We start from the raw sequence: 24611 nt of genomic DNA, 5'->3' as shown, positions 1-24611 counted from the left end.
GCACCTGCACGTGCACAGCGAGTATTCGATGCTGGACGGCGCAGCACGCGTCGGGCAGCTCATGAAGGCGACTGCCGCCCAGGGCATGCCTGCGGTCGCAATGACCGACCACGGCAATATTTTCGGGGCGTTCGACTTCTGGCGCACCGCGCAAGATAACGGCGTGAAGCCGATTATTGGCATCGAGGCATATGTCACCCCGGGCACGCACCGCGGTGATCGCTCGCGCGTGCGCTGGGGCTCCGGTGGTGGCGACGACGTCTCCGGTGGTGGCGCGTACACTCACATGACGCTGCTGAGCGAGACGACGCAGGGCATGCACAACCTGTTTCGCCTCTCGAGCCTCGCCTCGATGGAGGGGCAATACTTCAAGCCCCGCATGGACCGCGAACTGCTGCAGACTTACAGCAAGGGCCTCATCGCGACGACGGGTTGCCCCTCGGGCGAGATCCAAACCCGCATACGCCTGGGCCAGTTGAAGGAGGCCCGCGAGGCGGCCGCCGAGTTCCAGGACCTATTCGGTAAAGAGAACTTTTACTGCGAGATTATGGACCACGGCCTCGACATCGAGCGCCGGGTCAAGAAGGACCTGCTCGACATCGCGAAGGATCTCAAGATCCCGCTCGTCGCGACCAACGACCTGCATTACGTGCACGAGGCCGACGCTGAAGCACACTCGGCGCTGCTGTGCGTGCAGTCGGGTTCTCGCCTCGACGACCCCAACCGATTCCAGTTCAGTGGATCCGGCTACTACCTCAAGAGCGCCGCAGAAATGCGGCATATCTTCCGTGAGCTTCCCGAGGCCTGCGATAACACGTTGCTCATTGCTGAGCGCTGCGACGTCGAGTTCAACACCTCGGCCAACTACATGCCGCGCTACCCGGTACCCGCCGGGGAGAGCGAGGACAGCTGGTTCGTCAAGGAGGTCGAGAAGGGGCTGCACTACCGCTACCCGCGCGGCATCCCCGACGACGTGCGCAAGCAGGCCGAGTACGAGATCGGCGTGATCACCCAGATGGGGTTCCCCGGCTACTTCCTCGTCGTGGCCGACTTCATCAACTGGTCGAAGGAGAACGGCATTCGCGTCGGCCCGGGCCGCGGTTCGGGCGCCGGATCGATGGTTGCATACGCCATGCGCATCACCGACCTCGACCCGCTGCAGCACGGCCTCATCTTCGAGCGCTTCCTCAACCCCGATCGTGTCTCCATGCCCGACTTCGATGTCGACTTCGATGATCGTCGCCGCGGCGAGGTCATCAAGTATGTGACCGACAAGTACGGCGACGAGCGCGTGGCGCAGATTGTGACCTACGGCACGATTAAGTCGAAGCAGGCGCTGAAGGATGCGTCGCGGGTGCTCGGGTTCCCATTTGGGATGGGTGAGAAGCTCACGAAGGCGATGCCCCCGGCCGTGATGGCCAAGGACATCCCGCTCTCGGGGATTACCGACCCGAAGCATGCTCGATACAAGGAAGCGGCCGAGTTCCGCGCCGTCATTGACACCGACCCCGAGGCGAAGCAGGTCTACGACACCGCGCTCGGTCTCGAGGGACTGAAGCGTCAGTGGGGCGTGCACGCCGCCGGCGTCATCATGTCGAGCGACCCGCTCATCGACATTATCCCGCTCATGAAGCGTGAGCAGGACGGCCAGATCGTCACCCAGTTTGATTACCCCACGTGTGAAAACCTGGGCCTGATCAAGATGGACTTCCTGGGCTTGCGCAACCTGACGATCATTTCTGATGCGCTCGAGAACATTCGTCTCAATAAGGGCATCGAGCTCGATCTCGAGCGGCTCGAACTCGATGATGCCCCCTCTTATGAGCTGCTCGCTCGTGGCGACACGCTGGGCGTGTTCCAGCTCGACGGCGGCCCCATGCGTGGCCTCTTGCGCCTCATGAAGCCTGACAACTTCGAGGATATTTCGGCTGTGCTGGCGCTGTACCGACCGGGCCCCATGGGTGCCGACTCACATACAAACTATGCGCTGCGTAAGAACGGGCTGCAGCCGATCACGCCGATTCACCCGGAGCTTGAGGAACCGCTCAAGGAAGTCCTCAGCACCACCTACGGCCTCATCATTTACCAGGAGCAGGTGATGTCGATTGCCCAGAAGGTGGCCGGCTTCTCGCTGGGCCAGGCCGATATTTTGCGCCGCGCCATGGGTAAGAAGAAGAAGTCGGAGCTCGACAAGCAGTACGAAGGCTTCGCCGGGGGTATGCACGAGCGGGGCTTCTCCGACGCCGCCGTGAAGGCGCTGTGGGAAATTCTGCTGCCGTTCTCGGACTACGCGTTTAACAAGGCCCACTCGGCAGCGTACGGCGTGATTAGCTACTGGACCGCCTACCTCAAGGCCCACTACCCGGCCGAGTACATGGCGGCGCTGCTCACGAGTGTGGGTGACTCCAAGGACAAGCTTGCGCTGTACCTCAACGAGTGCCGCCACATGGGCATCAAGGTGCTGCCGCCCGCCGTCAACGACTCATTCGCCGACTTCTCGGCGGTGGGGGAGGACATCCGCTTCGGGCTGGGCGCGATCCGCAACGTCGGGACACACGTGGTCGAGGCGATTCGCAACGCGCGCGAGGCCGACGGCGCGTTTGAAAGCTTCCACGACTTCCTCAAAAAGGTTGCGATCCCGGCGCTCAACAAACGCACGATCGAGTCGCTGATCAAGGCTGGCGCGTTCGACGGGCTCGGCGGTACGCGGCGCGCGCTCGTCGAGATTCACGAGCCCGCCATTGAGAGCGCCGTCAAGGAGAAGCGCGATGCTGAAAAGGGCAACGTCGGCTTCGACTTTGACAGCCTCTTCGCGGAGGTTGCAGAGGAGAGTGGCGAGCCCGAGCCGGTTTCGCAGGTGCCCGATCGCCCGGAGTGGACGAAGAAGGACAAGCTGGCTTTCGAGCGCGAGATGCTCGGACTGTACGTCTCTGACCATCCGCTGCGCGGCCTTGAGCAGGCGATCGCCAAGGAGGCCTCGGCCACCGTTGCCCAGATCACGAACCCCGATGCCGCTGCCGCGATGGACGGCGAGATTGTGACGGTCGCGGGCCTGCTCACGAGTGTTGAGCACCGCACGGCGAAGTCGGGCAATCTCTACGGCATGGCCACGGTCGAGGACTTCTCGGGCGAGATTCAGGCGCTGTTCATGGGCAAGTCGTACCAGGAGTTTGGCAGCCTGCTGCAGGCCGACACCATCGTCGCGCTGCGGGGCAAGCTGAAATCCCGCGACGACGGCATGTCGATGCACGCCTACGGTGTGCGTCCCATCGATGCCGCGGTGCACGACGACGCCACCATGCTCACGTTGACGCTGTCGGACACGAAGGCCACCGAAGATCTGATGGAGGAACTCAAGCGCACCCTCGCCCGTCACCGCGGCGACAGCGAGGTGCGGCTGAACCTGCTGACCTCGACGTCGGTGCGCGTGTTTGAAGTGCCGCTGCAGGTGCGCATCACGGGCGATCTCTTCGGCGAGCTTAAAGGGCTCCTCGGGCCGCGCTGCCTGCTGCCGCTCGCGGAGCTCATCGCGTAGCGATGTGCGCGGTGCGGTGGTGGTAGCGGTGTGTGCTGCAGCTCTGTGCCGCACACACCGCTGCGTGCTTCGCTCGCGCCGCTCCCGGCCGGTTTTGCCGCACCGGGAGTAGAGTGAGAATCGTGACTACGCGGCAGCAGGACATCATGAACACTCTCGGCGTACGGGCGAGCATCGACCCGGCCGCCGAGATCGAACGCAGAGTGACTTTTCTGTGTGACTACGCCCAGAGTATCCCGGGCGTGCGCGGCTTCGTGCTGGGCATCTCGGGTGGCCAGGACTCCTCACTCGCGGGCCGTCTCGTGCAGCTCGCCGTCGAGCGGCTGCGCGCGGCCGGGCACGACGCCACCTTCGTGGCGGTGCGGTTGCCGCACGGCGTGCAGCACGACGAGGACGACGCCCAGCTCGCGCTCGAATTCATCGCGCCCGACGAGAGCTTCACCGTCGACATTGCGCCGGCCACCGACGCGCTTGCCACCTCGGTGGCCACCTCGGGAGCCGTCGATGCCCGCGGAGGCAACCTCAGCGACTTCAATCGGGGAAACGTGAAGGCGCGCATGCGCATGATCGCGCAGTACGCGATTGCTGGCGACCGTGGGCTGCTTGTCGTCGGCACGGATCACGCCGCGGAGGCAGTCACCGGCTTCTTCACGAAGTTCGGTGACGGGGCTGCCGACCTGATCCCGCTCGCGGGACTCACCAAGGGGCAGGGTGCCGCGCTCTTGCGAGAGCTCGGCGCACCGGATCGCCTGTGGGAGAAAGTACCGACCGCCGACCTGCTCGACGATCAGCCGGGGCAGTCGGACGAGGACAGCCTGGGAGTGAGCTACCCCGAGCTCGATGCGTACTTGCAGGGTGACCCGGTGTCGGGCGAGACCCGTGAAAACGTAGAGCGACGATACCTGGGGAGCGAACACAAGCGCAGGCCCCCGGTGTCGCCCGATGATCTGTGGTGGAAGGAAACACGATGAAGCACACATTTGTTTTGGCGGGCGGCTGCTTTTGGTGTCTGGACGCGGCATACCGAGCGCTGCGTGGGGTGAGTGACGTGCTCTCGTGCTACACCGGCGGCAGCACGACCGACCCCAGCTATGCGTCGGTCTGCACCGGCCATACCGGTCACGCCGAGGCGGTGGCCGTCACCTTCGACGACGACGTGGTGCCCACCGAGATCATTCTCGATGCGTTCTTCACGATGCACGATCCCACCCAGCTCAACCGGCAGGGCAACGATGTGGGCACCCAATATCGGTCGGCCATGTTCTACGCCGACGAAGAGCAGCGCACCCTGTTTGAGGCGGCCCTAGAACGAGCCCGGGACTGGTGGCCCGGCGACATCGTGACCACTGTGCAGCCGCTCGGCACGGTTTACCCGGCCGAAGAACAGCACCAGGATTTCTTCGCGAAGAATCCGACCCAGGGCTACTGCCTCGCCGTCGCGGTGCCCAAGGTCAACAAGATCCGAGCGAAGTTCGCAACGTACCTCGACGTGTAGGCTGCGCTCGCCTCGCCTCGCCTCGCCACGCCACGTCTGGCGTGGCTCACGACTGACTAAGCGGCCGAGTACGCCTGTTCCGGGGTGAAGCCGTCCGCACCGAATGCACTGCCGCTGGGCGCCGCAGCGTCGAACGCGACGCTTTGTTCGGTGTCTACTTGCTCAGCGTCGGCCCCGTCACCAGTCTCTGATGTCGGCTGCGGATCGGACTCCTCCGGCGACTGCGCGACGGTCAACTTAGTGAACACGCTCGTGCCCCAGCGCAGATCATGTCCGAGCGCTTCGGCCTCAACGACGGTCGAGGTGCCGGTCTTCTCGCCGTTCGTCCAATCACGTACGCGAAGCCGGCCGGTGACCATCACTCGGTCACCCTTGGCGAACGAGGCCACCGCATGATCAGCGAGCCCGCGAAACGAATTGATTGTGTACCAATTCGTGTCCGAATCCACCCAATCTTGCTTCTCCGTGTCGTACCGACGCTCGTTGCAGGCCAATCTGAACGAGCAGAATGCGGCTCGCCCTGCGGACTTGGTGAGTTTGGGGTCGGTGGCCACCGTGCCAACAACGCAGACTTGAGTGTGCATGACTATCGCTCCCTTGCGATCATTGTTGATCCGGGACACCCAGCAGCGGCCCGGTGAGCGGAAAACCCGGGCCGTGCGTGTGCCGGGTTCTCCGCTCACCCCCAGCCTGAGCCAGAGGCGTCCCGTTCGGGGCTGGAAAAGCGAATCTGTGGATGAAATTGGGAAATGGCTGAAATTGGTGACCTGTGGACGAGTCGCGGCGGAAGGCACAGGAGACCCTGCATAGACTGGCTCCCGTGACTTATCGCATCGCATCGTCGACGCCCCGGCGCTGGCCGCGAGCCGCCGCCCTCGCCGTGCTTGCCCTCAGTACCCTCGCGCTCTCGGGATGCGCCATCCTTGAGGGGCCGACTCCCGAGATTCCGCAGCGCGAGGCTCCCGCCATCCCCGAGGTCGCGCCTGAGCTGATCGCCGGAGGTACCGCAGAAGAAAACCTGCCGTACTTCACCGAGGTGCTGCGCGGCTATACCGCAGGTGAGGGAGCGATCAAGGGCGAGCCCGTGTCGCGCGCCGTCATAGATGCCGGGTTCGACAAATCATTGATGCAGGTGAGCTTCGACCGTTCTGAGACCGGGCTCGAGGCCGACAACATTTTTGTCTCAGTACTGCTGGGGGAGAACTGCCTGCTCGGTCAGGTGGTGACCTCGGACCGCAGCTTTGTTGCAGAAACGGCCGCCGCAGTCGGTCCCGAGAACAACATCTGCCTCATCGGCGAGACGGTGCCGATTACCTGGTGACGGAACCCCGTCAGCTCAGGTCCCAGAGCAGACGGTAGTACGCGATGCGATCGTGATCCGGAGCCACCCCATAGCCCGCGTACACCTCGGCCTCGAATCCGGGCCCGAAATTCCATTCCGTGCTCCAGGCTGCGATCGCGAGATCAGCCCAGGGGTCTGCGACACCCAACTCGCCCAGATCGACGTGCGCCGCGAAGCCGCCCGTGTGCGTTAGCAACGTGTTGGGGGCGCACGCATCTCCGTGGCATACGACCGGGCTGGTCATCGGCGGCGCATCGGCGAGCAGCGCAAACGCGTGCTCCGGGGACAGCCCGCGGTACTCGGGTGACCAGGTTTCAGGCCCGTCGCCCCTGCGAAAGCGTTCGTGCACCTGTTCCAAACGGTCCTCGACGGACCAGCTGAACGGGCACTCCGCAACGGGGAGTCGCTCGTGCAGCTCCCGCAACCCCTCACCCAGGACGCGGGCCGCCCGTCGCGGAGAATCGCGCCACCGGTCCGACACCGCGGATTGTGCAGCGAATTGTGCCGGGCCCGGAGCGCCGTCACCGACGGCGCGAGTGACCAGCCAGGATCCGGCATCGCTTGACGCGTAATCGATGACCTCGGGCACGCGAGCGCCGTGGGCACGCGCCCATGCAAGCCGCTGCGCCTCGTCGGCGAGTTCGAGCTCGGGCGTGCCCGCGGGCACCCATTTCACAAACCGGTCGATGTCGCCGGGTCCACCGCCCGAAGCCGCGAGCTGAAAGGTGGTGCCGCCCAGTGAATTTTGCCAGACGGGCGTGATTGCATCGTTCGCCGCGATGTGTCGCACGGCGGCGGGGACCGATACTGGCCCCGTGGGGGCCGCGGCAAGTGGGGCGCGGGAGGCAGACATGGCGTGCCGTTCTCGTTTCTCGGGTGCTGCTGTAGGCCTGGGCAGACTACAGTAGAGGTAACTGCAACACACCGTCTTTGCAAAGGGAGTTCTGGGCGCCTCGGCGCTCGAAAAAAGTATATGGCTGAGTACATTTACCAGATGGTTCGCGCGCGCAAGGCGCACGGCGACAAGGTGATCCTCGACGACGTTACGATGGCGTTCCTGCCGGGCGCCAAGATCGGCGTCGTCGGCCCGAACGGTGCCGGTAAGTCCACGATCCTCAAGATCATGGCAGGCCTCGACACCCCGTCGAACGGCGACGCGATTCTGACCCCGGGCTACACCGTGGGCATCCTGATGCAGGAGCCCGAGCTCGACGAAGAAAAGACCGTGCTCGAGAACGTCGAGCAGGGCGTTGCCGAGATCAAGGGCAAGCTTGATCGCTTCAACGAGATCTCGGCCGAGATGGCGAACCCCGACGCCGACTACGACAAGCTGCTGCCCGAAATGGGCGAACTCCAGGAAGCCATCGACGCGGTCGACGGCTGGGAGCTCGAAGGCCAGCTCGAGCAGGCCATGGATGCGCTGCGTTGCCCGCCGTCTGACGCCATCGTCTCGAACCTCTCGGGCGGCGAGAAGCGCCGCGTGGCGCTTTGCAAGTTGCTGCTCGAGAAGCCCGACCTGCTGCTGCTCGACGAGCCCACGAACCACCTGGACGCCGAGAGCGTGCTGTGGCTCGAGCAGCACCTCGCCAAGTACCCGGGCGCCGTCATGGCCGTTACGCACGACCGGTATTTCCTCGACCACGTTGCCACCTGGATCTGCGAGGTCGACCGCGGTCGTCTCTACCCCTACGAGGGCAACTACTCGACCTACCTGGAGCAGAAGGCTGCGCGCCTCGAGGTGCAGGGCAAGAAGGACCAGAAGCTGCAGAAGCGGTTGAAGGAAGAGCTCGAGTGGGTGCGCTCGAACACGAAGGGTCGCCAGGCCAAGTCGAAGGCGCGTCTGGCGCGCTACGAGGAAATGGCGACCGAGGCTGAGCGCACCAAGAAGCTCGACTTCGAAGACATCCAGATCCCCGCAGGCCCCCGCCTCGGCAACGTCGTACTCGAGGCGAAGGACCTGAAGAAGGGCTTCGGCGATCGTGTGCTCATCGACGGCCTGTCGTTCACGCTGCCCCGCAACGGCATCGTCGGCATCATCGGCCCGAACGGTGTCGGTAAGACGACCCTGTTCAAGACGATCGTTGGCATCGAGGAGCTCGACGGTGGTGAGCTGAAGGTCGGCGAGACCGTCAAGCTCAGCTACGTCGATCAGACGCGTGGCGGCATCGACCCCGAGAAGAACGTGTGGGAGGTCGTCTCTGAGGGCCTCGACTACATGAAGGTCGGCAACGTCGAGATCCCGTCGCGTGCGTATGTTTCGACGTTCGGCTTCAAGGGGCCGGATCAGCAAAAGAAGGCTGGCGTGCTTTCGGGTGGTGAGCGCAACCGACTGAATCTCGCGCTCACGCTGAAGCAGGGCGGCAACCTGCTGCTGCTTGATGAGCCCACGAACGACCTGGACGTCGAGACGCTGACGAGCCTCGAGAACGCGCTGCTTGAGTACCCCGGCTGTGCCGTGGTCATCACGCACGATCGTTGGTTCCTGGACCGGATCGCGACGCACATCCTTTCCTACGAGGGCACCGAAGAGAACCCGGCGAACTGGTACTGGTTCGAGGGCAACTTCGAGGCATACGAGGAGAACAAGGTCGAGCGGCTTGGGCCCGACGCTGCAAAGCCGTCGCGGGCAACGTACCGCAAGCTCACGCGCGACTAGTCACGTCTTGAAGGCGCGGCTCCCTCGCGGGGGAGCCGCGCCTTTGGCGTTGGTGGAACAAGTTTTTTAGGAGATACATATGGCCCGCACTCACGTTGACATGGAGCTGCGCTGGAGCGACCAGGATGCCTACGGGCACGTCAACAACGTCACGTTCGCCCGATTCCTTGAAGAGGCGCGCGTGCGCACGTTCTGGCTGGGCACCGGCCGCGAGAAGACGGGTATGGAACAGCACTTCCGGGGCAGCGACCCCACGGGGCCGAAGATGCTCGTTGCGGGACTACAGATTGAATACACCCGGGTGCTGGAGTACTCGGATCAGCCGATCACGGTCGAGCTGTGGATCGCGAAGGTCGGCGGCTCGAGCCTCGAAGTGCACTACGAAATCGTTGACGGTGCCGCGTCGGCACTCGCGGGTGAGCCCGTGGTGGTTGCGAAGGCCGTGTCGCACATCGTGATCGTCGACGGCACGACTATGCGTCCGATGCGCCTGTCTGAGGAAGGCCGCGCCGCGGTCGAGCCGTGGATGGACGAGCCCGTAAAGCTGCGCCGCAGCTAGTTTGATGATGGAGCCCGCTGGCGCCTCGAAAGGTGGTCAGCGGGCGTCATTCAACGGCCTAGGCCTCGGGAACCCTAAACATGCTCTCCTGCGAGACGCTCGCCACGAGCGCCCCGTCGCGATCGTAGAAGCGGCCGTGCGCGAGCCCGCGGCCACCCTGAGAAGTGGGGGACTCGAGCTCGTAGAGCAGCCACTCGTCGACCCGGAACGGCCGGTGGAACCACATCGAGTGGTCGAGGCTCGCGGCGCGCATGCCGGGCGTCGCCCACGGAACACCGTGCTGTCGGGCGACCGGCTCGAGCAGCATGTAGTCGCTTGCAAACGCGAGCGCCGCCGCGTTCAGCAGCGCTGACGAGTCAAAATTGTCGCGGCTGCGCATCCACACGCGCTGCTTATTTGTGCGTTCGGCGACCGAAAGTATGATGTCCGATTCGACGTAGCGAAAGTCGAACGGCCGGTTCATCACCCAGGAGGCGCGCCCGTCGCCCGCCAGGTGGCCGTACTTCTCCCACACGCTCGGCAACGATTCGGGATCAGGCACATCAGAAAGATCGACCGGATCCTGGTGCTCGACACCGGGATCGTTGGCCTGGAACGACGAGATCATCGACATCAGCACCTCGCCGTCCTGATACGCCTGCACGCGTCGCGTCGAGAATGAGCGGCCGTCGTGCAGCCTGGCCACCTCGAACGTCATGCGCTCCTCGCTATTGCCCGGTCGCAAGAAGTATCCGTGCATGGAGTGAATCTGGCGCTCCTCGTCGACCGTCGTGCCGGCGGCGGCAATCGCCTGGCCGAGCACCTGGCCGCCAAACGAGCGCCCGTGGGGCGTCGGAAACGCGGGCCCTGTGAGGATGTCTTCGCGTGTGCGGGCACCCGAATCGAGCACCGACAGCATGGCGATGAGGTCTGGAAACGCGGTCATAGGGTCCTCCTGAGGGTCGCACCAGATGTGACTCCACACTAGCGCGCGGGGGCCACGCCCGGGCGAACGAGTCGCGGCGCGCTGCCTGAATGGTCGACTCATCGGACCCGGGTACGCTCGAGGAATGGCCGCCACTCTCGCCCTTCTTGACCATGCCACCCGCGACGATCTGCGCATCTTCCTCGAACGGCTGCAGCGCGTCGGGAAACCCGAGGTGCGGCTCGTATCGCGCGGCACAACGCTCGCGGTCTACGGCTGCACGCAGGCGCCGCAGGGGATCACCGATGCGGTGCCGGTGGTGCTGGTGATGCGCGCGTTTGGGTTGACCACCGAGCCCGAGACGCCCGTCGACGTGACCGTTCAGGGGCGGGCGCTGCTGGACCGAATCGCCCGGCTTGGCATTATCGGGCTTGGTCTCGAGCTGCCCGACGTGCCCGCGATGGCCGCGTGGACCGGAGTACTGCCGCCCACGACCGGCTGGGAGGCTGTTGGTGAGATCGATGCGCCCTCGCTCGGGGCCGTTGCCGAGGCCGGAATCGCCCGGGTTGCCGAGGCGCTCCCGCAAGATCCGGGTGAGGCTCTCGTGCACAAGGTGCGCACTGCTGTGTGGGGCGCCGAGATTGCGCCAGGGGTGCCCGCCGCTGCGGCGTTTGCCGCCGAGGCGCTCGGGTTCTTGGGGGAGGAGCCCGCGCGCGTGGCGCGCTCGCTCACCTGGACGAGGCTTACGACAGCCCGCGGCCACGTCATCGTGCGGGCGCTGCTCGGCTAGTCGCTGCGCTGTCAACCGGCCCAGCACGGGCGTGCGTATTGAGCTGCTCCGGATCATTGGGGAACTGCCTAAAACCGGTGTGGGCCCCACGGCCAGGTTTCCTCAGGTAAGATAGACAGGTCTACTAGAGGAGTGTGTACATGGCCAACCCCAACGGCATCATCGACCCGCCTATCGACGATCTGCTCGAAAAGGTGGATTCGAAGTACGCGCTGGTGGTTTTCGCTTCGCAGCGTGCCCGCCAGATCAACGACTACTACACGGATCTGCACGACGGCAATCTGTTCGACAACGTCGGACCGCTCGTCGATTCGTCGGTCGACGACAAGCCGCTGTCGATCGCGCTGCACGAGATCGTCGAAGGCAAGCTCGAGATGAAGCCCAAGGAGGCGACTGAGCTGCCCGAGCTTGACGACGAGGCTGGCGAAGACGCGTAACGCGTAAAGCCCGTTTGTTACGGCAGCACGGTTGTGCGGCGGTAACACTTCGCAGTGAAAGCTGTGATGTCGGTGGCGTCGGATACCCTTATGAGGGATCCGGCGCCATTGTCGTTTTCACCTGTATATTGTTTCGCTCGCACTGCTAGGAGCCCCCGTGTCACTGCGCCAGTTCACCTCAGAGTCCGTTACTGAAGGGCACCCCGACAAGATTTGCGACCGCATCTCTGATTCGATCTTGGATGCCATGCTTGCACAAGATCCGGGTGCTCGCGTGGCCGTTGAGACCCTTGTCACGACGGGCCTCGTGCACGTAGCCGGCGAGGTGTCGACCACCGGCTACGTCGAGATTCCGCAGATCGTGCGCGAGGCCGTGCGTGACATCGGATACACGAGCTCTGAGATGGGCTTTGACGCCGCATCGTGTGGCGTATCGGTCTCGATCGGGCAGCAGTCTCCCGACATTGCCGGCGGCGTGGACGCCTCGCTCGAGGTGCGCACCTCGACAGAGAAAGTCGACCCGCTGAGCGCGCAGGGCGCGGGCGACCAGGGCATCATGTTTGGCTACGCCACAGATGAAACCCCCGAGCTGCACCCGCTGCCCAGCTGGATTGCACACCGCATGGCGGAGCGCCTCACCGAGGTGCGCAAGTCGGGCCTCATCCCCGAGCTGCGCCCCGACGGCAAGACCCAGGTCACGATTGGCTACGACGGTGATCGTGCCGCGAGCGTCGAGGCTGTCGTCCTGTCCACTCAGCACCACGCCAGCATCTCGCAGCCCGCGCTGCGCGAGGTGATTGAGCGTGAGGTGATTCGCCCCGTGCTCGGCCGGGTCGACCTCAAGAGCGATCACGCCGACATCTTCATCAACCCGGCAGGCCCCTTCGTCGTGGGCGGCCCTATGGGTGACGCCGGACTCACCGGCCGCAAGATCATCATCGACACGTACGGTGGATCGAGCCGCCACGGCGGCGGCGCGTTCAGCGGCAAGGACCCGTCAAAGGTCGACCGTTCGGCGGCCTACGCAATGCGTTGGGTCGCCAAGCACGTCGTGCGCGCGGGCCTCGCTAAGCGTGCCGAGCTGCAGGTGGCGTATGCCATCGGCCGCGCGCACCCCGTCGGGCTCTATGTCGAAACGTTTGGCACCGAGACCGTGCCGCGCGAGCGGATTGAGGCTGCCGTGCGTGAGGTCTTTGACCTGCGCCCGCTCGCGATCATTCGCGACCTCGCACTGCTTCGCCCGATCTATGCCGCGACGAGCGCGTACGGTCACTTCGGCCGCGAACTGCCTGAGTTCACGTGGGAGGCAACTCCCCGCGTAGCCGAGCTGCGCGCAGCGGCAGGGATCTAACCTGCCGCAGCAAGCACACGCTGTAGGAACAAACGCAGGGGACCATTGAGCGCGGGTATTGAGGAAGCCGAGGGGCCGGGAGCACGAACGGTTGCACGGGTACTCCTCGACTCCGCGCTGCCCCAGCTGGACCACCTGTTCGACTACGCGGTGCCCCCCGAGCTGCAAGATTCGCTACGGGTCGGGCACCGCGTGCGCGTGCCGTTCCGCTCGAAGGACCGCAAAAGCTTCGGCTATGTGATCGAGTTCGTCGATCGGAGTGAGTTCGGCGGAGAGCTGTCTCCCATCGCCGACATCGTCACGCAGGTGCCGTTGCTCACCCCCGAGGTGTGGCGGCTCGCCCGCGCCGTCGCTGACCGGGCGGGTGGGTCCGCAGGCGACATCTTGCGGCTCGCGATCCCCGCGCGCATGGTGCGAGTCGAGAAGCAACACCTTGCGGCGGAGGCCGGCACCTCGGGTGCCGGTGCTGGTGGTGACACTGGTGCAGGCACGCAGACGGAGGCTGAGACGGTCGATCCGGAGCTGGGTGATTCCGAGCAGCCAGCCCCAGAACAGCTTGGTGTGGCGCCGATCGATCCCGCGCAAGCCGCGACTCCCGAGGCCGCGGTTGCGGCCGAGCTGATCGCGGGTGGTCGGCTCGCCCTCACCGCATCACACGGCCCCGAACGGTTGCACACGGGGGAGTGGGTGGGCGGTTGGGCCGCCCAGCTCGCTCGTATTGCGATTGCTGTTTTTGAGACCGGTCACAGTGTGATCTGTGCGGTGCCCGACTGGCGTGATCTCGATCAGTTGCGCGATGCGCTTGCCGCGTTTGGACACGACGGTGTGGTGCGGGTGGATTCGCGGCAGTCGAATGGCGAACGCTATGCCGGGTTCCTGCGTGCACTCGATCATGAGCCCCGCATCATCATTGGCAACCGCTCGGCGGTCTACGCCCCGGCGCATGCCCTCGGCGCGATTCTGATGTGGGACGACGGCGATTCGGTGTTCGCCGAACCGCTTGCACCATATGTGCACGCGCGCGATTCGGCGCTCGTACGCGCGGGCCAGGCGCAGGCAGGTCTTTTCTTTGCGGCGCATGCGCGCAGTGCTGAGGTGCAGCGGCTCATCGATATTGGCTATGTGCACGCCCAACAGAATCCGCCTCGTCGCACAAAGGTATTGCACGCCGATGCCTCGATGACGCCTGACGTGTTTGCGGGGCGGGTGCCCGAGATTGCCGCGCGCACCATTCGTGAGGCACTCAAGAGTGGACCCGTGCTGGTGCAGGTGGCGACCCCCGGCTACTCGCCGATCTCGGTCTGCGGCGACTGCGGGGAACTGGCACGCTGCACGGCATGCGCGGGCCCGATCGGATTCCGTTCGGCGCAGCGCGCGGCGTGCCGCTGGTGCGGCACGAACGCCGTGAACTGGCACTGTAGCGAGTGTGACGGCCGCCACCTCGCTGAGCGAGGCATGGGGTCGGAGCGCACCGTCGAACAGTTCGAACGGCAGTTCTCGGGTGCCCGGGTACTGCTGAGCGACGGCGATCACGCTCGTGAACGAGTCGACGCGCGCCCCGCCCTCGTCGTGGCTACGCGCGGAGCCGAACCGATTGCGGCGGGCGGGTACCGCGCCGTCGTGCTGCTCGACGCCGAGCGCTTGCTCGCGCGGGAGTCACTGCGCTCGGCCGAGGACTGCGTACGGTGGTGGGAAAATGCGGCCGCGCTTGCGGCTCCCGACGGACACTGTCTGCTCGCTTCGGGCGGCGGCCCTGCCGTGCGTGCGTTTTTGACCGGGCGCACCGAGGAGTGGCTGCGCGGTGAGCTCGGCGACCGTCACGAGCTGCGATATCCGCCCGCCGTGCGGGTCGCGAGTGTTACCGGAGGGCATACCGAGGTCAACCGTGCGCTCGACACGCTTGCCGGCCTGCCCGGGGTTGACCATCTGGGCCCAACGCCGTTGCCTGCGGGCGGCCCCGCGAAGACGCCCGCCGGGCTTGTGCGGGCGATCGTGCGCTTTGATTACGCGCGCGGCGGCGAGGTTGCTTCGCGGTTGCGCGGGGCACTAGTCGCCGACGCAGCAGGGGCCTCGTCGCGCACCAAGGCGCGTGCTCCGGGGCGTGCTCGGCCCGAGGCGCTCCGGTTGCGTTTTGACGACCGCGGGGTGTTCGAGTACTGAGCCGGGTTTGGCGGGCCATGTTACTGCTGTTCGGCCGACACCCTTGCGCTGTTTGGTTGGCGCGGCACTCGCTCTGAGCTGTTAATTCGCGCCGTCAAACGGTTGGTGATGGGGTGCGGGGCACCCATCAAAAGCTCAATGTCGGTGGTCCCTGGGACACGTTCGAGTATGAGACATTCACCGTTGAATCCAGCTGCCGAGCTCCTTGCGGTGCTCGATTCGGGTCGGGTGATCGCACAGAAAATGGGGCGTGCCACCGAGCTCGTGGAGCAGTATCCGGCGGTCTATCGGGCGCCTACTCGGGGAAACCTGTCGGGGGCGCACGCGAACGCGATTGTTGATGCGGGCGAGATCATCGCCGATGAGGCAGCGCGCGGGGCATCAGCAAGCCGTCTCCGTTCTCGGTGCAGATCGGTGTTTAGGCGCAGACCTGAGCGCAGCTGTAGTGCCCGGTCGTGGTCGCGAGCGCGCGTTCCGGAACGCACCTCATGCCTTGGCGCCAGAAAAGTTCCGAGCCTCGATCCGGATCGGGGCGCGCGGCCCCGATCCGGATCAAGACTGCTAGGCCGTGGCAGCCTGCTTCAGCAGCTCCGCGACATAGTCGACATCCTTATCGCCGCGACCCGACAGATTCGCGATGATGATCGCGTCCTGGGGCATCGTGGGGGCGACCTTGATGACCTGTGCGAGCGCGTGCGATGACTCGAGGGCAGGAATGATGCCCTCGATGCGCGACAGCGCCTGGAACGCGGCGAGCGTCTCGGCGTCAGACACCGACACGTACTCGGCGCGGCCGAGGCTCTCGAGATGCGCGTGCTGCGGGCCAACACCGGGGTAGTCCAGTCCCGACGCGATCGAGTGCACGGGCGACGGCTCGCCCTCGGCGTCCTGCAGCACCTTGGTCTGCATGCCGTGGAGCATTCCGGGGGTACCGAGCGTCATCGTTGCCGCGTGGCGCGTGCCTTCGAGCCCCTCACCACCGGGCTCCACGCCCATCACGCGAACCGACTCGTCATTCAGGAATGCATCGAAGAGTCCCATTGCGTTCGAGCCACCGCCGACCGCGGCAATGAGCAGGTCGGGCAGGCGTCCCTCTGCCTCAAGGATCTGGGCGCGTGCTTCACGGCCCACGACCGACTGGAAATCGCGCACCATCGAGGGGAACGGATGGGGGCCCACGACCGAACCGATCGCAAAGAAGTACTCTTCGGGAGCGGCTGCGTAGACACCAAATGCAGAGTCGACGGCTTCCTTCAGCGAACGACCGCCCTCCTCGACCGCGACGACCTTCGCACCAAGCAGTTCCATCCGAATGACGTTGGGGTGCTGCTTCTCGATATCGATCGCGCCCATGTGGATCTCGCACTCGAGGCCCACCAGTGCCGCGGCAGTCGCGAGGGCCACGCCGTGCTGGCCAGCCCCGGTCTCGGCGATCAGCTTCTTCTTGCCCATGCGCTTGGCGAGCAACGCCTCGCCCAGGCAGTGGTTAATCTTGTGCGCGCCCGTGTGGTTGAGATCCTCGCGCTTCAGGTAGACGCGTGCGCCGCCGAGCTCACGGGTCAGATTCTCAGCAAAGTAGAGCAGCGACGGGCGACCCACGTACTTGGAAAGCAGCGCCTGTAGCTCGTCCTGGAACTTCGGGTCGGCAGATGCCTCCTCGTAGGCCACGGCTACGTCAGCCATGGGGCCCGCGAGATGCGGCGGCAACACCGCGCCACCAAAATCACCGAAGAATCCCTCGGCGTTGGCCCGGTAGGGAGAGTGCGAATCAGAGTGTGTCATAGGGATCCTTTGCTTCATTGCGCCACTCGAGACGAAAAAACACCGCCCCTCGCGGAGCGGTGTCGAAAATGCAGTTGCGAGTCGAGACCGTCCCTAGACGGTCCACCAACGATTCATGGTGTTGAACTGAGCAGCGTGCATGAGGCTGAGTGTAGCAGCACGGTGAGCCGCCGCGGTGCTGAGAGAATAGACGAATGCGGATAATTTTTGCCGGAACCCCAGAGTTCGCCGTGCCGAGCCTGCGCGCGCTTGTCGCGCACGGGCATGAGGTCGCTGGCGTCATCACGCGTGAAGACGCCCCGCTCGGGCGCAAGCGCGTACTTACCCCTTCACCCGTCGCGGTCGCCGCCACAGAGCTTGGGCTCGAGGTGCACAAAGCGAATCGCCTCGACGATTCCGCCGTCGCCTGGGCCGAAGGGCTCAACGCTGAACTCGGCGTGATTGTCGCCTACGGCGGGCTCGTACGCGAGCCACTGCTGAGCCTGCCCACTCACGGCTGGATCAACCTGCACTTCTCGGACCTTCCGCGCTGGCGCGGGGCCGCCCCCGTGCAGCGCGCCCTCGCCGCGGGGGAGCAGACGCTCTCGGTCACTGCGTTCAGGCTCGTCGCTGCGCTAGATGCAGGAGATGTGTTGAGCCGCGATTCTCACGAGTTCGCGCCGGGTACGAGCGCGGGCGAGGCGCTCACCCACCTTTCAGATTTCGGCACAGGTGCGCTGCTCGCGGCGATCGACCGCCTCGCAACAGATCCGGAAGCGGGGGAGCCGCAGGTCGGCGACACCAGCTACGCGCACAAACTCACCCGCGAGGACGGCAAGCTCGATTTGACTCGCAGCACCGCCGACGTGCTTGCCCAGTGGGCCGGTATGACCCCCGAGCCCGGCGCGTACGCGCTGCACGACGACGCGCCGCTCAAGCTGCACGAGGTGCGTGCGGTGGAGCTGGATCCGGCTGCCGCCGACGAGCGCTCTGCAGATGATCCCGCTGCAGACGCAGGATCAGTGACGCTCGCGGCCGGCCGAGTGCTGCTGCAGCTGAGCGATGGCCAACTCGAACTCGTACGCGTGCAGCCGGCGGGCAAACCCGCCATGGCTGCCGCCGATTGGCTGCGTGGACGCGGCGGAAACACGGTGCTGTCATGAGTAGCGAATCGAACAACAATGGAAACCGCGCTGGCGCCAGCGGGCGCGGTAACCGGCGTGGTGGCCAACAGCGCAACCAGCACCAGGGCCAGCAGCGCGATCAGCGCAGCCCGGCGAGGCCGCGGGTGTCAGCCGCCCGCCTCGCGGCCTACGACGTGTTGCGCGACGTGACCGAACGCGAGGCCTTCGCAAACCTCGCACTCCCGGCCCGCATTCGCGAGGCAGGCATCGACCACCGTGACGCGGGCCTCGTGACCGAACTGGTCGCCGGGACCCTGCGCTGGCGCGGACGCTACGACCGCATCATCGAGATTGCGGCGGGACGCCCCGCCTCCGAGCTCGATGCACGCACCCTCAACGTGCTTCGCCTCGGCGTGCACCAGCTCCTGAGCATGCGCACCGCCTCGCACGCCGCCGTCAACGAAAGCGTCGAGCTGCAACGGTTGGTGGCAAACCAGGGCGGATCGGGCTTCGTCAACGGCGTGCTGCGCGCGATCGGTCGCGTCGATCCCGAGGAATGGGACGACCGGATCGCCGAGAACGCAAAGTCGAAGGACGATGCGCTCGCTGCCCAAACTTCACACCCCACCTGGGTGCTGCGCGCGTTTCGTGCGGCACTGAAGAGCGAGGGGCGCGAGGCGGAGCTCGAGGAGCTGCTTGCCGCCGACAACGCGGCCCCGCGCGTCAACCTCGCGCTTCTGCCGGGCTTCGCGCCGGATCAAGAGTTCGCGGTATCCACCCCGGCCGACCTAGAGGAGCCGGCCGACTCCGCTTGGATCGCGGCAGAGGGTCCCTCTTCCATCGGATACACGCTCAGTGGGGGCGATCCGGCGCGTGCGATCGAAGCCGCCGGGCTCCCCTCGGGTGCGCTGCGCGTCCAGGATCAAGGATCGCAGCTTGCGGCCCTCGCCCTCACCCGGGTGGTGCGGCCCGCGCGTGAGGGCGAGCGTTGGCTCGACCTGTGCGCAGGACCCGGCGGCAAGAGCGCGCTGTTGGGAGCCGAGGCACGCATTGCGGGAGCGACCGTGCGTGCGAACGAGGTCGCACCGCACCGCGCTGAGCTCGTGCGCGACTCGGTGCGGGCCGTCCAAGACACCGTTCGGGTGGTCTCCCACGACGGGCGCGAGGCCGCGGCCTATGACGGTCAACTCTACGACCGGATCCTGGTGGATGCGCCCTGCTCAGGGCTCGGAGCGTTGCGACGACGGCCCGAGGCGCGTTGGCGTAAGTCCCCGGCGGATCTGCCCGAGCTGACCCAGCTGCAGGCCGAACTGCTCGACGCGGCCGTGACCCACCTCGCTCCTGGCGGTGTGCTCGCGTACGTGACTTGCTCGCCGCACCTGGCGGAGACTCGCGCCGGGGTAGACCGTTTGCTCGCCCGGCACGAGGGTCTGCGCGAGCTCGACACCCGGGACATCATCAGTCAAGTGGCGCGCGGGCCGATCGACCTCGCGGGCGACGCCCTCAGTGTGCAGCTGTGGCCACACCGCCACGGCACCGACGCGATGTTCATCGCATTGTTCGAACGCGCCTAGCCGGATCAGTCTCCAGAGGCCGCGGGAGCAGCGGCAGTAAGCGCGTGAGTAGCTACGACGATGGGCCCGGCATTTCTGCCGGGCCCATCGTCGTAGCGTGTGCGGAGTTACTCCCAGGTCACCGTCGGCTTCGCCTCGGAGAAGTCGACCGTGGGGGTTCGCAGCAGACCGCTGCCGCCGATGAGCTGGCCAGATTCGCGCGTGCCAGCATTGTCGACCTCCGCGGACGTCGAGACGCTGACGTAGTCGTAGGTGTTTACGATCGCCGGCGTGCCATAGCTGATCTCGGGCTTCAGGCGCTTCAGCGTAGCCTCGCCCTCGGCGCTGATCGTGCGAGTGATGGTGCCGTCGATGACCTTCTCGCCGCCGCGGAGCACCGCGTCTACCTCGAGCCCGCAGGGCGTTACGAAGGTCTTCAAGGCGAGGCACTCATTGAGCGAAGCGGCTACGAGCGTGCGGTACTCCTCGGTAGCGGCCTCGGTGAGCTGAGGCCTGACCTCGTAGAACACCTCGGCGTCGTCGCGGGTTGCCAAGACAAACGTGTCGGTCTTGCTGTCGAGTTCGAAAGGCTCGAGGCCCAATGTGAGCTGGTAGGCGCCCGGGAACACCGAGATGGAGGACGTCTTGCTGAGCTCGATACCGTTCACGGTGGGATCGAGTCCCTCGAACGACGTGAGCGAGACTGACACGAGGCCGTCGAATAGCTCCCAGGAATCGGAGGCATTCCACAGCTTGAAATCGCGGCTCACGGTCGTGTCGCCGATGTCGAACGTGGCCGATACGGTCGCCTCATAGTCCGCAACCTGCGAGGCGTCCTTATCGATCACGATGTTCGTGATCGGCGCGATCTTGAGCGAATTCGCGAGGGCCTCATCGGTGAGAAGCTCATCTGAAGTCGCGCCGCCCGCGATCTTGCGGGCGGTCGTGGCATCACCGGTGGCCACGGAGTTTAAGAACAGTTCAACGGTTCCCTCCGCCGTCTTGGGTGCATTGAAGCCCTTGCCGCCGGAGTTGCTCGACGTTGCTCCTGTCGAGCTGCCCGACGGTGCCGAAAACACGCCCAGCGCAAAAATACTGCCGACAATGAGGATGATGACGAGCGCGACTGAGCCGCCGACGATTCCCACGATGGCTCCGGTCGACAGCCCCTTCTTGGGGGCTCCCGGGGCGCCGGGGCCACCCGGGGCGCCGGGACCACTCGGGCCTGCAGGACCGCCGGGTACTCCGGGCGCTTGCGCGTACTGTGCCGCTGCCGGATCCTGGCTGTACTGCTGGCCGTATTGCTGCTGCTGATCAAACTGCTGCTGGGCCGGATTCTGGCCATACGTCTGCTCGGGGAACTGAGGAGTGGCCGCATCGGGCACCGTGTACTGGGGAGCAACAGTGTCGGGCTGGGTGAACTCGGGCTGTTCGAACTGAGGCTGTGTGAACTCGGGTTGAGTGAACTCGGGTTGAGTGAAGACGGGCTGAGCAAAATCAGGCTGCGACAGCTCGGGGGCGGGCATCCCGGCAGGGGGTGCAATGCCGGGGGAAGGGGCCAAGCCCTCGGGTGCGGCAGAGGTGGGTGCAGGCTCGGAAGCGGTGAGCGTCGGTTCTGCTCCGGCTGGGGACTGCCGCTCCTGCGGCACCTGTGGTTCCTGCGGCTCCTGTGGATCGGTTTGAGGGGAGTTGGGGTGCACGGGCAAATCACTCATACCTACTAATCTAGGCGGTGCTTTACCCCTCGCGTGCCCGATGCGAAATTTCGGGGTGGACGCCGTAGGCTACAAGGGTGAGCGCGCAGCGAATTAACCCGAGCATTCTTTCCGCAGACTTCGTGAACCTCGAAGCAGAGTTGCAGGCGATTGCCACCGCCGATCTCGTGCATGTCGACGTTATGGATAACCATTTTGTGCCAAACCTGACGATGGGCCCGCCGATCGTGGAACGCATCCAGGCGGTTTCGCCGGTGCCGCTCGATATGCACCTCATGATCTCGGACGCTGATCGCTGGGCGCCCGGCTACGCGGAGCAAGGCGCCTATTCGGTCACCTTCCACGCTGAGGCCGCGGCTGACCCGGTGCGGCTCGCCCGACGATTGCGCGATATGGGAGCCCGCGCGGGCCTGGCGCTGAAGCCCGGCACCGATCCCGAGCCCTACCTGGAACTGCTGCCCGAGTTCGACCAGATTCTCGTTATGACCGTCGAGCCTGGCTTTGGCGGCCAGTCCTTCATGCCCGACATGATGCCGAAGCTGCGACGCTTCGCCGAGGCGCGAGCCAAGCTGGGTCTTGACGTTTGGTTGCAGGTGGATGGCGGTATTACTGTCGACACCATCGGAATTGCCGCTGAGGCCGGCGCAGACACGTTCGTTGCGGGATCGGCGGTGTACGGGGGTATTCCCGAGGATCGCATTGCCGATCTTCGCAAGGCCGCTGCCGCGCACGTGCACGGCGCCTGAGCTGCGCACGATAGGGTAGAAGTGTGAAGACGTTCGAAACGCTGTTTGCTGAGCTGAGCGAGAAGGCGGCTAGCCGCCCCGAGGGGAGCGACACTGTCGCCAGGCTCGACGCTGGAGTGCACGCAATTGGCAAGAAGATCGTGGAAGAGGCCGCCGAGGTATGGATGGCCGCCGAACACGAGTCCGACGAAGCCTGCGCTGAAGAAATCAGCCAGCTGCTGTACCACCTGCAGGTGCTCATGCTTGCTAAGGGGCTCTCGCTCGAGGACGTGTACACGCATCTCTAGCGTCAGCGCCTCACCCGTGCGCTGACGCTCTCCGGCCAATTCATCGAAATCATCAATGGCCGGCGTGATGCCGCGTCGGCCGTACCCGTGAGGAACCAACTCTTATGCTCCGTATCGCCGTCCCGAATAAGGGCTCGCTGTCCGAAATCGCCGCAGAGATGCTCGCCGAGGCCGGATACTCCGGTCGCCGCGACAGCCGCAAGCTGGTCCACGCAGACGTTCGCAACGATGTTGAGTTCTTCTACCTGCGACCCCGCGACATCGCAACCTACGTCGGCTCGGGTGCGCTCGACGTCGGCATTACCGGCCGCGACCTGCTGCTTGATTCAGGCTCGGCCGCGAGCGAAGTTGAGACCCTCGACTTTGCCGACTCGACGTTCCGCTTCGCGGCCCCCTCTGGTGGCGATATCTCCGAACTGGCACACCTTGCGGGTAAGCGCGTAGCGACGAGTTACCCCACGCTCGTCGATAACTTCCTGCGGGAGCGCGGCATCATCTCGTCGCTCGTGAAGCTCGACGGTGCCGTCGAGTCAGCGGTGCAGCTGGGGGTCGCCGATGCGGTCGCAGATGTCGTTTCGACCGGCGCAACGCTGCGCGCTGCGGGGCTCGATATCTTCGGTCCCGTGATTCTTGAGTCAACGGCCGTGCTCATTGGTGGGCCGACCGATCACCCCGGAATCGACCGCCTCATGCGGCGCCTACGTGGCGTGCTGGTCGCCCGCAAGTACGTCATGGTCGAGTACGACCTGCCACACGAAAAGCTGGAGCTCGCGACGCAGATCGCCAGCGGCAGCGAGTCGCCCACGGTGTCGCCTCTGAAAGACCCCGACTGGGTCGCCGTGCGCGTCATGGTCTGCGCCGATGAGGCGAACGATGTCATGGATCAGCTCTATGACCTCGGTGCCAAGGCCATCATCGTCACCGCCATCCACGCTGCGCGCCTCTAGGGAGCACCGATCATGAGTGTTGCAACCCGTGTTATTCCCTGCCTCGACGTCGCAGCCGGTCGTGTGGTCAAGGGCGTCAACTTCTTGAACCTGCGCGATGCGGGCGACCCCGTCGAACTCGCAGCCCGCTACGCCGACCAGGGCGCAGACGAACTCACGTTCCTCGACGTCACCGCGACCGTCGATGACCGCTCGACTACGTACGACGTCGTGAGCCGCACCGCCGAACAGGTGTTCATTCCACTCACCGTAGGGGGCGGCGTGCGCTCAAGCGAGGACGTCGCGAAGCTGCTCGGCGTCGGTGCCGACAAGATTGGGATCAATAGCGCGGCGATCGCCCGCCCCGAGGTGATCGGCGAGATCGCGGATCGCTTTGGGTCGCAGGTCATCGTGCTGTCGCTCGACGTGAAGCGCAGCGATCGCACCCCGAGCGGATTCGTCGTGACGACGCACGGCGGCAAGCGCGAGACCGACCTGGACGCGTTGGTCTGGTGTCGCGAGGCTGTCGAGCGCGGTGCCGGCGAACTCCTCGTCAACTCCATGGACGCGGACGGCACACTTGCCGGCTTCGACCTGGAGCTGACTCGCCTTGTGCGCGAGATCTCGAACGTACCCATCATTGCCTCCGGCGGCGCGGGCAAGGTCGAGCATTTCGCTCCCGCGGTCGAAGCGGGAGCCGACGCGGTGTTGGCCGCCTCGGTGTTCCACGATGGACACTTCACCATCGGTGACGTGAAGCGCGCGCTCGCGGAGGCTGGACACACGGTACGCCTCGGTGAGGCCGCCGAATCCAGCATCAACTCCGCCACCAACCTCGACGGTTCACCAGCAGGAGCGCAGGCATGAGCGAATTTGAGTCCTCGGCCCCGGCCATTGTCTACGGCGAGAACGGCCTCGTGCCCGCGATCATCCAGGATGATGCTCAAGGCGACGTCTTGATGCTCGCATGGATGGACGAGGAAGCGGTGCGGCGCACCCTTACGACCGGACGGGTCACCTTCTGGTCACGCTCGCGCCAGGAATACTGGCGCAAGGGCGACACCTCAGGACACCGCCAGTACGTAAAAAGCGTCGCGATGGACTGCGACGGCGACACGCTGCTCGTGCGAGTGACACAGCTGGGGGCGGCCTGCCACACGGGCACGCGCAGCTGCTTCACCGACCGCGCCATCGATGCCGTCGTGGGGGATCCGAGCCTCGACGCGCCAGAACCGACTGACGCATAGGGTACTAGCGGTAGGCTGAAACG

22 protein-coding genes are annotated in these 24611 nt (G+C 65.3%); 17 read left to right on the top strand and 5 right to left on the bottom strand.

The annotated features are described in order from the left end of the window. The first annotated feature begins 28 nt into the window (after positions 1–28). From dnaE to msrA, 3 genes are all read left to right on the top strand, one after another. Positions 29–3535 (top strand): DNA polymerase III subunit alpha, encoded by a 3507-nt coding sequence (gene dnaE, locus C795_RS0114390; protein ID WP_051053830.1) that lies wholly within the window; start codon positions 29–31, stop codon positions 3533–3535. A 122-nt stretch (positions 3536–3657) separates the two neighbouring features. Continuing rightward, positions 3658–4506: an ammonia-dependent NAD(+) synthetase gene (gene nadE / locus C795_RS0114385; protein WP_017794449.1), complete on the top strand. Its 849-nt coding sequence runs from the start codon at positions 3658–3660 to the stop codon at positions 4504–4506. Further along, entirely contained in the window at positions 4503–5030 is a 528-nt protein-coding gene (msrA, locus tag C795_RS0114380) for a peptide-methionine (S)-S-oxide reductase MsrA (protein ID WP_017794448.1), read from the top strand. The genes nadE and msrA overlap by 4 nt, the downstream gene beginning before the upstream one ends. 56 nt (positions 5031–5086) lie before the next feature. Here msrA and C795_RS0114375 read toward each other — a convergent pair whose 3' ends face one another. Further along, positions 5087–5614 carry a single-stranded DNA-binding protein gene (locus C795_RS0114375; RefSeq protein ID WP_017794447.1) on the bottom strand — a complete coding sequence of 176 codons (528 nt, stop codon included), beginning with the start codon at positions 5612–5614 and terminating at the stop codon, positions 5087–5089. Positions 5615–5850: 236 nt separating this feature from the next. On the opposite strand from C795_RS0114375, the gene C795_RS0114370 reads away from it, so the two are divergent. Beyond that, complete coding sequence (locus C795_RS0114370) at positions 5851–6351, top strand: DUF6993 domain-containing protein (RefSeq protein WP_017794446.1); 501 nt, start codon at positions 5851–5853, stop codon at positions 6349–6351. Positions 6352–6361: 10 nt separating this feature from the next. On the opposite strand, the gene C795_RS0114365 is transcribed toward C795_RS0114370, so the two are convergent. Further along, positions 6362–7225, bottom strand: coding sequence for an aminoglycoside 3'-phosphotransferase (locus C795_RS0114365; RefSeq protein ID WP_017794445.1), 864 nt, complete (start codon positions 7223–7225; stop codon positions 6362–6364). A gap of 120 nt (positions 7226–7345) precedes the next feature. On the opposite strand from C795_RS0114365, the gene ettA reads away from it, so the two are divergent. Together ettA and C795_RS0114355 are read left to right on the top strand one after the other, a co-directional pair. Then, positions 7346–9028 carry an energy-dependent translational throttle protein EttA gene (gene ettA, locus C795_RS0114360; RefSeq protein WP_017794444.1) on the top strand — a complete coding sequence of 561 codons (1683 nt, stop codon included), beginning with the start codon at positions 7346–7348 and terminating at the stop codon, positions 9026–9028. 79 nt (positions 9029–9107) lie between these two features. Further along, on the top strand, positions 9108–9587 hold the full coding sequence (locus C795_RS0114355) for an acyl-CoA thioesterase (protein WP_017794443.1): 480 nt from the start codon (positions 9108–9110) through the stop codon (positions 9585–9587). 58 nt (positions 9588–9645) lie between these two features. On the opposite strand, the gene C795_RS0114350 is transcribed toward C795_RS0114355, so the two are convergent. Next, the gene (locus C795_RS0114350) at positions 9646–10512 is read right to left on the bottom strand and encodes an acyl-CoA thioesterase (protein ID WP_017794442.1); all 867 of its coding nucleotides are present in this window, start codon (positions 10510–10512) and stop codon (positions 9646–9648) included. Between the two features lie 124 nt (positions 10513–10636). On the opposite strand from C795_RS0114350, the gene C795_RS0114345 reads away from it, so the two are divergent. From C795_RS0114345 to C795_RS0114330, 4 genes are all read left to right on the top strand, one after another. Beyond that, positions 10637–11281 carry a hypothetical protein gene (locus tag C795_RS0114345; protein ID WP_017794441.1) on the top strand — a complete coding sequence of 215 codons (645 nt, stop codon included), beginning with the start codon at positions 10637–10639 and terminating at the stop codon, positions 11279–11281. 140 nt (positions 11282–11421) lie between these two features. Further along, the gene (rpoZ, locus tag C795_RS0114340; RefSeq protein WP_017794440.1) at positions 11422–11718 is read left to right on the top strand and encodes a DNA-directed RNA polymerase subunit omega; all 297 of its coding nucleotides are present in this window, start codon (positions 11422–11424) and stop codon (positions 11716–11718) included. A 157-nt stretch (positions 11719–11875) separates the two neighbouring features. After that, positions 11876–13069 (top strand): methionine adenosyltransferase, encoded by a 1194-nt coding sequence (metK, locus tag C795_RS0114335; RefSeq protein ID WP_017794439.1) that lies wholly within the window; start codon positions 11876–11878, stop codon positions 13067–13069. A gap of 45 nt (positions 13070–13114) precedes the next feature. Beyond that, positions 13115–15229, top strand: coding sequence for a primosomal protein N' family DNA-binding protein (locus C795_RS0114330; protein WP_017794438.1), 2115 nt, complete (start codon positions 13115–13117; stop codon positions 15227–15229). A 561-nt stretch (positions 15230–15790) separates the two neighbouring features. Here the strand turns inward: C795_RS0114330 and trpB are convergent. Continuing rightward, positions 15791–17011 carry a tryptophan synthase subunit beta gene (gene trpB, locus C795_RS16195; RefSeq protein WP_017794437.1) on the bottom strand — a complete coding sequence of 407 codons (1221 nt, stop codon included), beginning with the start codon at positions 17009–17011 and terminating at the stop codon, positions 15791–15793. Positions 17012–17205: 194 nt separating this feature from the next. Here trpB and C795_RS0114320 point away from each other — a divergent pair, with 194 nt between their 5' ends. Beyond that, positions 17206–18153 carry a methionyl-tRNA formyltransferase gene (locus C795_RS0114320; RefSeq protein ID WP_017794436.1) on the top strand — a complete coding sequence of 316 codons (948 nt, stop codon included), beginning with the start codon at positions 17206–17208 and terminating at the stop codon, positions 18151–18153. Continuing rightward, a complete protein-coding gene (locus C795_RS0114315) occupies positions 18150–19688 on the top strand; it encodes an RsmB/NOP family class I SAM-dependent RNA methyltransferase (RefSeq protein WP_017794435.1) in 1539 nt (512 codons plus the stop codon). Before C795_RS0114320 ends, C795_RS0114315 begins: the two co-directional genes overlap by 4 nt. Positions 19689–19795: 107 nt before the next feature. On the opposite strand, the gene C795_RS0114310 is transcribed toward C795_RS0114315, so the two are convergent. Further along, positions 19796–21382, bottom strand: coding sequence for a hypothetical protein (locus C795_RS0114310; RefSeq protein ID WP_157487163.1), 1587 nt, complete (start codon positions 21380–21382; stop codon positions 19796–19798). Positions 21383–21459: 77 nt separating this feature from the next. Here C795_RS0114310 and rpe point away from each other — a divergent pair, with 77 nt between their 5' ends. The 5 genes from rpe to hisI all read left to right on the top strand — a co-directional run bounded on the left by rpe (position 21460) and on the right by hisI (position 24588). Beyond that, positions 21460–22128 (top strand): ribulose-phosphate 3-epimerase, encoded by a 669-nt coding sequence (rpe, locus tag C795_RS0114305; protein ID WP_017794433.1) that lies wholly within the window; start codon positions 21460–21462, stop codon positions 22126–22128. 23 nt (positions 22129–22151) lie between these two features. After that, positions 22152–22415, top strand: coding sequence for a phosphoribosyl-ATP diphosphatase (locus C795_RS0114300; protein ID WP_017794432.1), 264 nt, complete (start codon positions 22152–22154; stop codon positions 22413–22415). 104 nt (positions 22416–22519) lie between these two features. After that, on the top strand, positions 22520–23362 hold the full coding sequence (hisG, locus tag C795_RS0114295) for an ATP phosphoribosyltransferase (protein WP_017794431.1): 843 nt from the start codon (positions 22520–22522) through the stop codon (positions 23360–23362). Positions 23363–23374: 12 nt separating this feature from the next. Further along, on the top strand, positions 23375–24208 hold the full coding sequence (gene hisF / locus C795_RS0114290; protein WP_017794430.1) for an imidazole glycerol phosphate synthase subunit HisF: 834 nt from the start codon (positions 23375–23377) through the stop codon (positions 24206–24208). Further along, positions 24205–24588, top strand: coding sequence for a phosphoribosyl-AMP cyclohydrolase (hisI, locus tag C795_RS0114285; protein WP_017794429.1), 384 nt, complete (start codon positions 24205–24207; stop codon positions 24586–24588). The genes hisF and hisI overlap by 4 nt, the downstream gene beginning before the upstream one ends. Positions 24589–24611: the final 23 nt, after the last annotated feature.

The sequence above is a fragment of the Leucobacter salsicius M1-8 genome, assembly GCF_000350525.1.
GTDB classification, from domain to species: Bacteria; Actinomycetota; Actinomycetes; order Actinomycetales; family Microbacteriaceae; genus Leucobacter; species Leucobacter salsicius.
The sequence above is the reverse complement of the archived record's forward strand: the minus strand, read 5'-3'. Positions and strand labels throughout refer to the sequence as shown.

Excerpts from the sequence above, each read along its gene's own strand:
- hisI (WP_017794429.1), top strand. The coding sequence starts at position 24,205 with ATGAGCGAATTTGAGTCCTCGGCCCCGGCCATTGTCTACGGCGAGAAC.
- msrA (WP_017794448.1), top strand. The coding sequence starts at position 4,503 with ATGAAGCACACATTTGTTTTGGCGGGCGGCTGCTTTTGGTGTCTGGAC.
- C795_RS0114315 (WP_017794435.1), top strand. The coding sequence starts at position 18,150 with ATGAGTAGCGAATCGAACAACAATGGAAACCGCGCTGGCGCCAGCGGG.
- ettA (WP_017794444.1), top strand. The coding sequence starts at position 7,346 with ATGGCTGAGTACATTTACCAGATGGTTCGCGCGCGCAAGGCGCACGGC.
- C795_RS0114375 (WP_017794447.1), bottom strand. The coding sequence starts at position 5,614 with ATGCACACTCAAGTCTGCGTTGTTGGCACGGTGGCCACCGACCCCAAA.
- C795_RS0114365 (WP_017794445.1), bottom strand. The coding sequence starts at position 7,225 with ATGTCTGCCTCCCGCGCCCCACTTGCCGCGGCCCCCACGGGGCCAGTA.
- C795_RS0114355 (WP_017794443.1), top strand. The coding sequence starts at position 9,108 with ATGGCCCGCACTCACGTTGACATGGAGCTGCGCTGGAGCGACCAGGAT.
- rpoZ (WP_017794440.1), top strand. The coding sequence starts at position 11,422 with ATGGCCAACCCCAACGGCATCATCGACCCGCCTATCGACGATCTGCTC.
- hisG (WP_017794431.1), top strand. The coding sequence starts at position 22,520 with ATGCTCCGTATCGCCGTCCCGAATAAGGGCTCGCTGTCCGAAATCGCC.
- dnaE (WP_051053830.1), top strand. The coding sequence starts at position 29 with ATGCTGGACGGCGCAGCACGCGTCGGGCAGCTCATGAAGGCGACTGCC.
- hisF (WP_017794430.1), top strand. The coding sequence starts at position 23,375 with ATGAGTGTTGCAACCCGTGTTATTCCCTGCCTCGACGTCGCAGCCGGT.
- C795_RS0114310 (WP_157487163.1), bottom strand. The coding sequence starts at position 21,382 with ATGAGTGATTTGCCCGTGCACCCCAACTCCCCTCAAACCGATCCACAG.
- C795_RS0114345 (WP_017794441.1), top strand. The coding sequence starts at position 10,637 with ATGGCCGCCACTCTCGCCCTTCTTGACCATGCCACCCGCGACGATCTG.
- trpB (WP_017794437.1), bottom strand. The coding sequence starts at position 17,011 with ATGACACACTCTGATTCGCACTCTCCCTACCGGGCCAACGCCGAGGGA.
- C795_RS0114320 (WP_017794436.1), top strand. The coding sequence starts at position 17,206 with ATGCGGATAATTTTTGCCGGAACCCCAGAGTTCGCCGTGCCGAGCCTG.
- C795_RS0114350 (WP_017794442.1), bottom strand. The coding sequence starts at position 10,512 with ATGACCGCGTTTCCAGACCTCATCGCCATGCTGTCGGTGCTCGATTCG.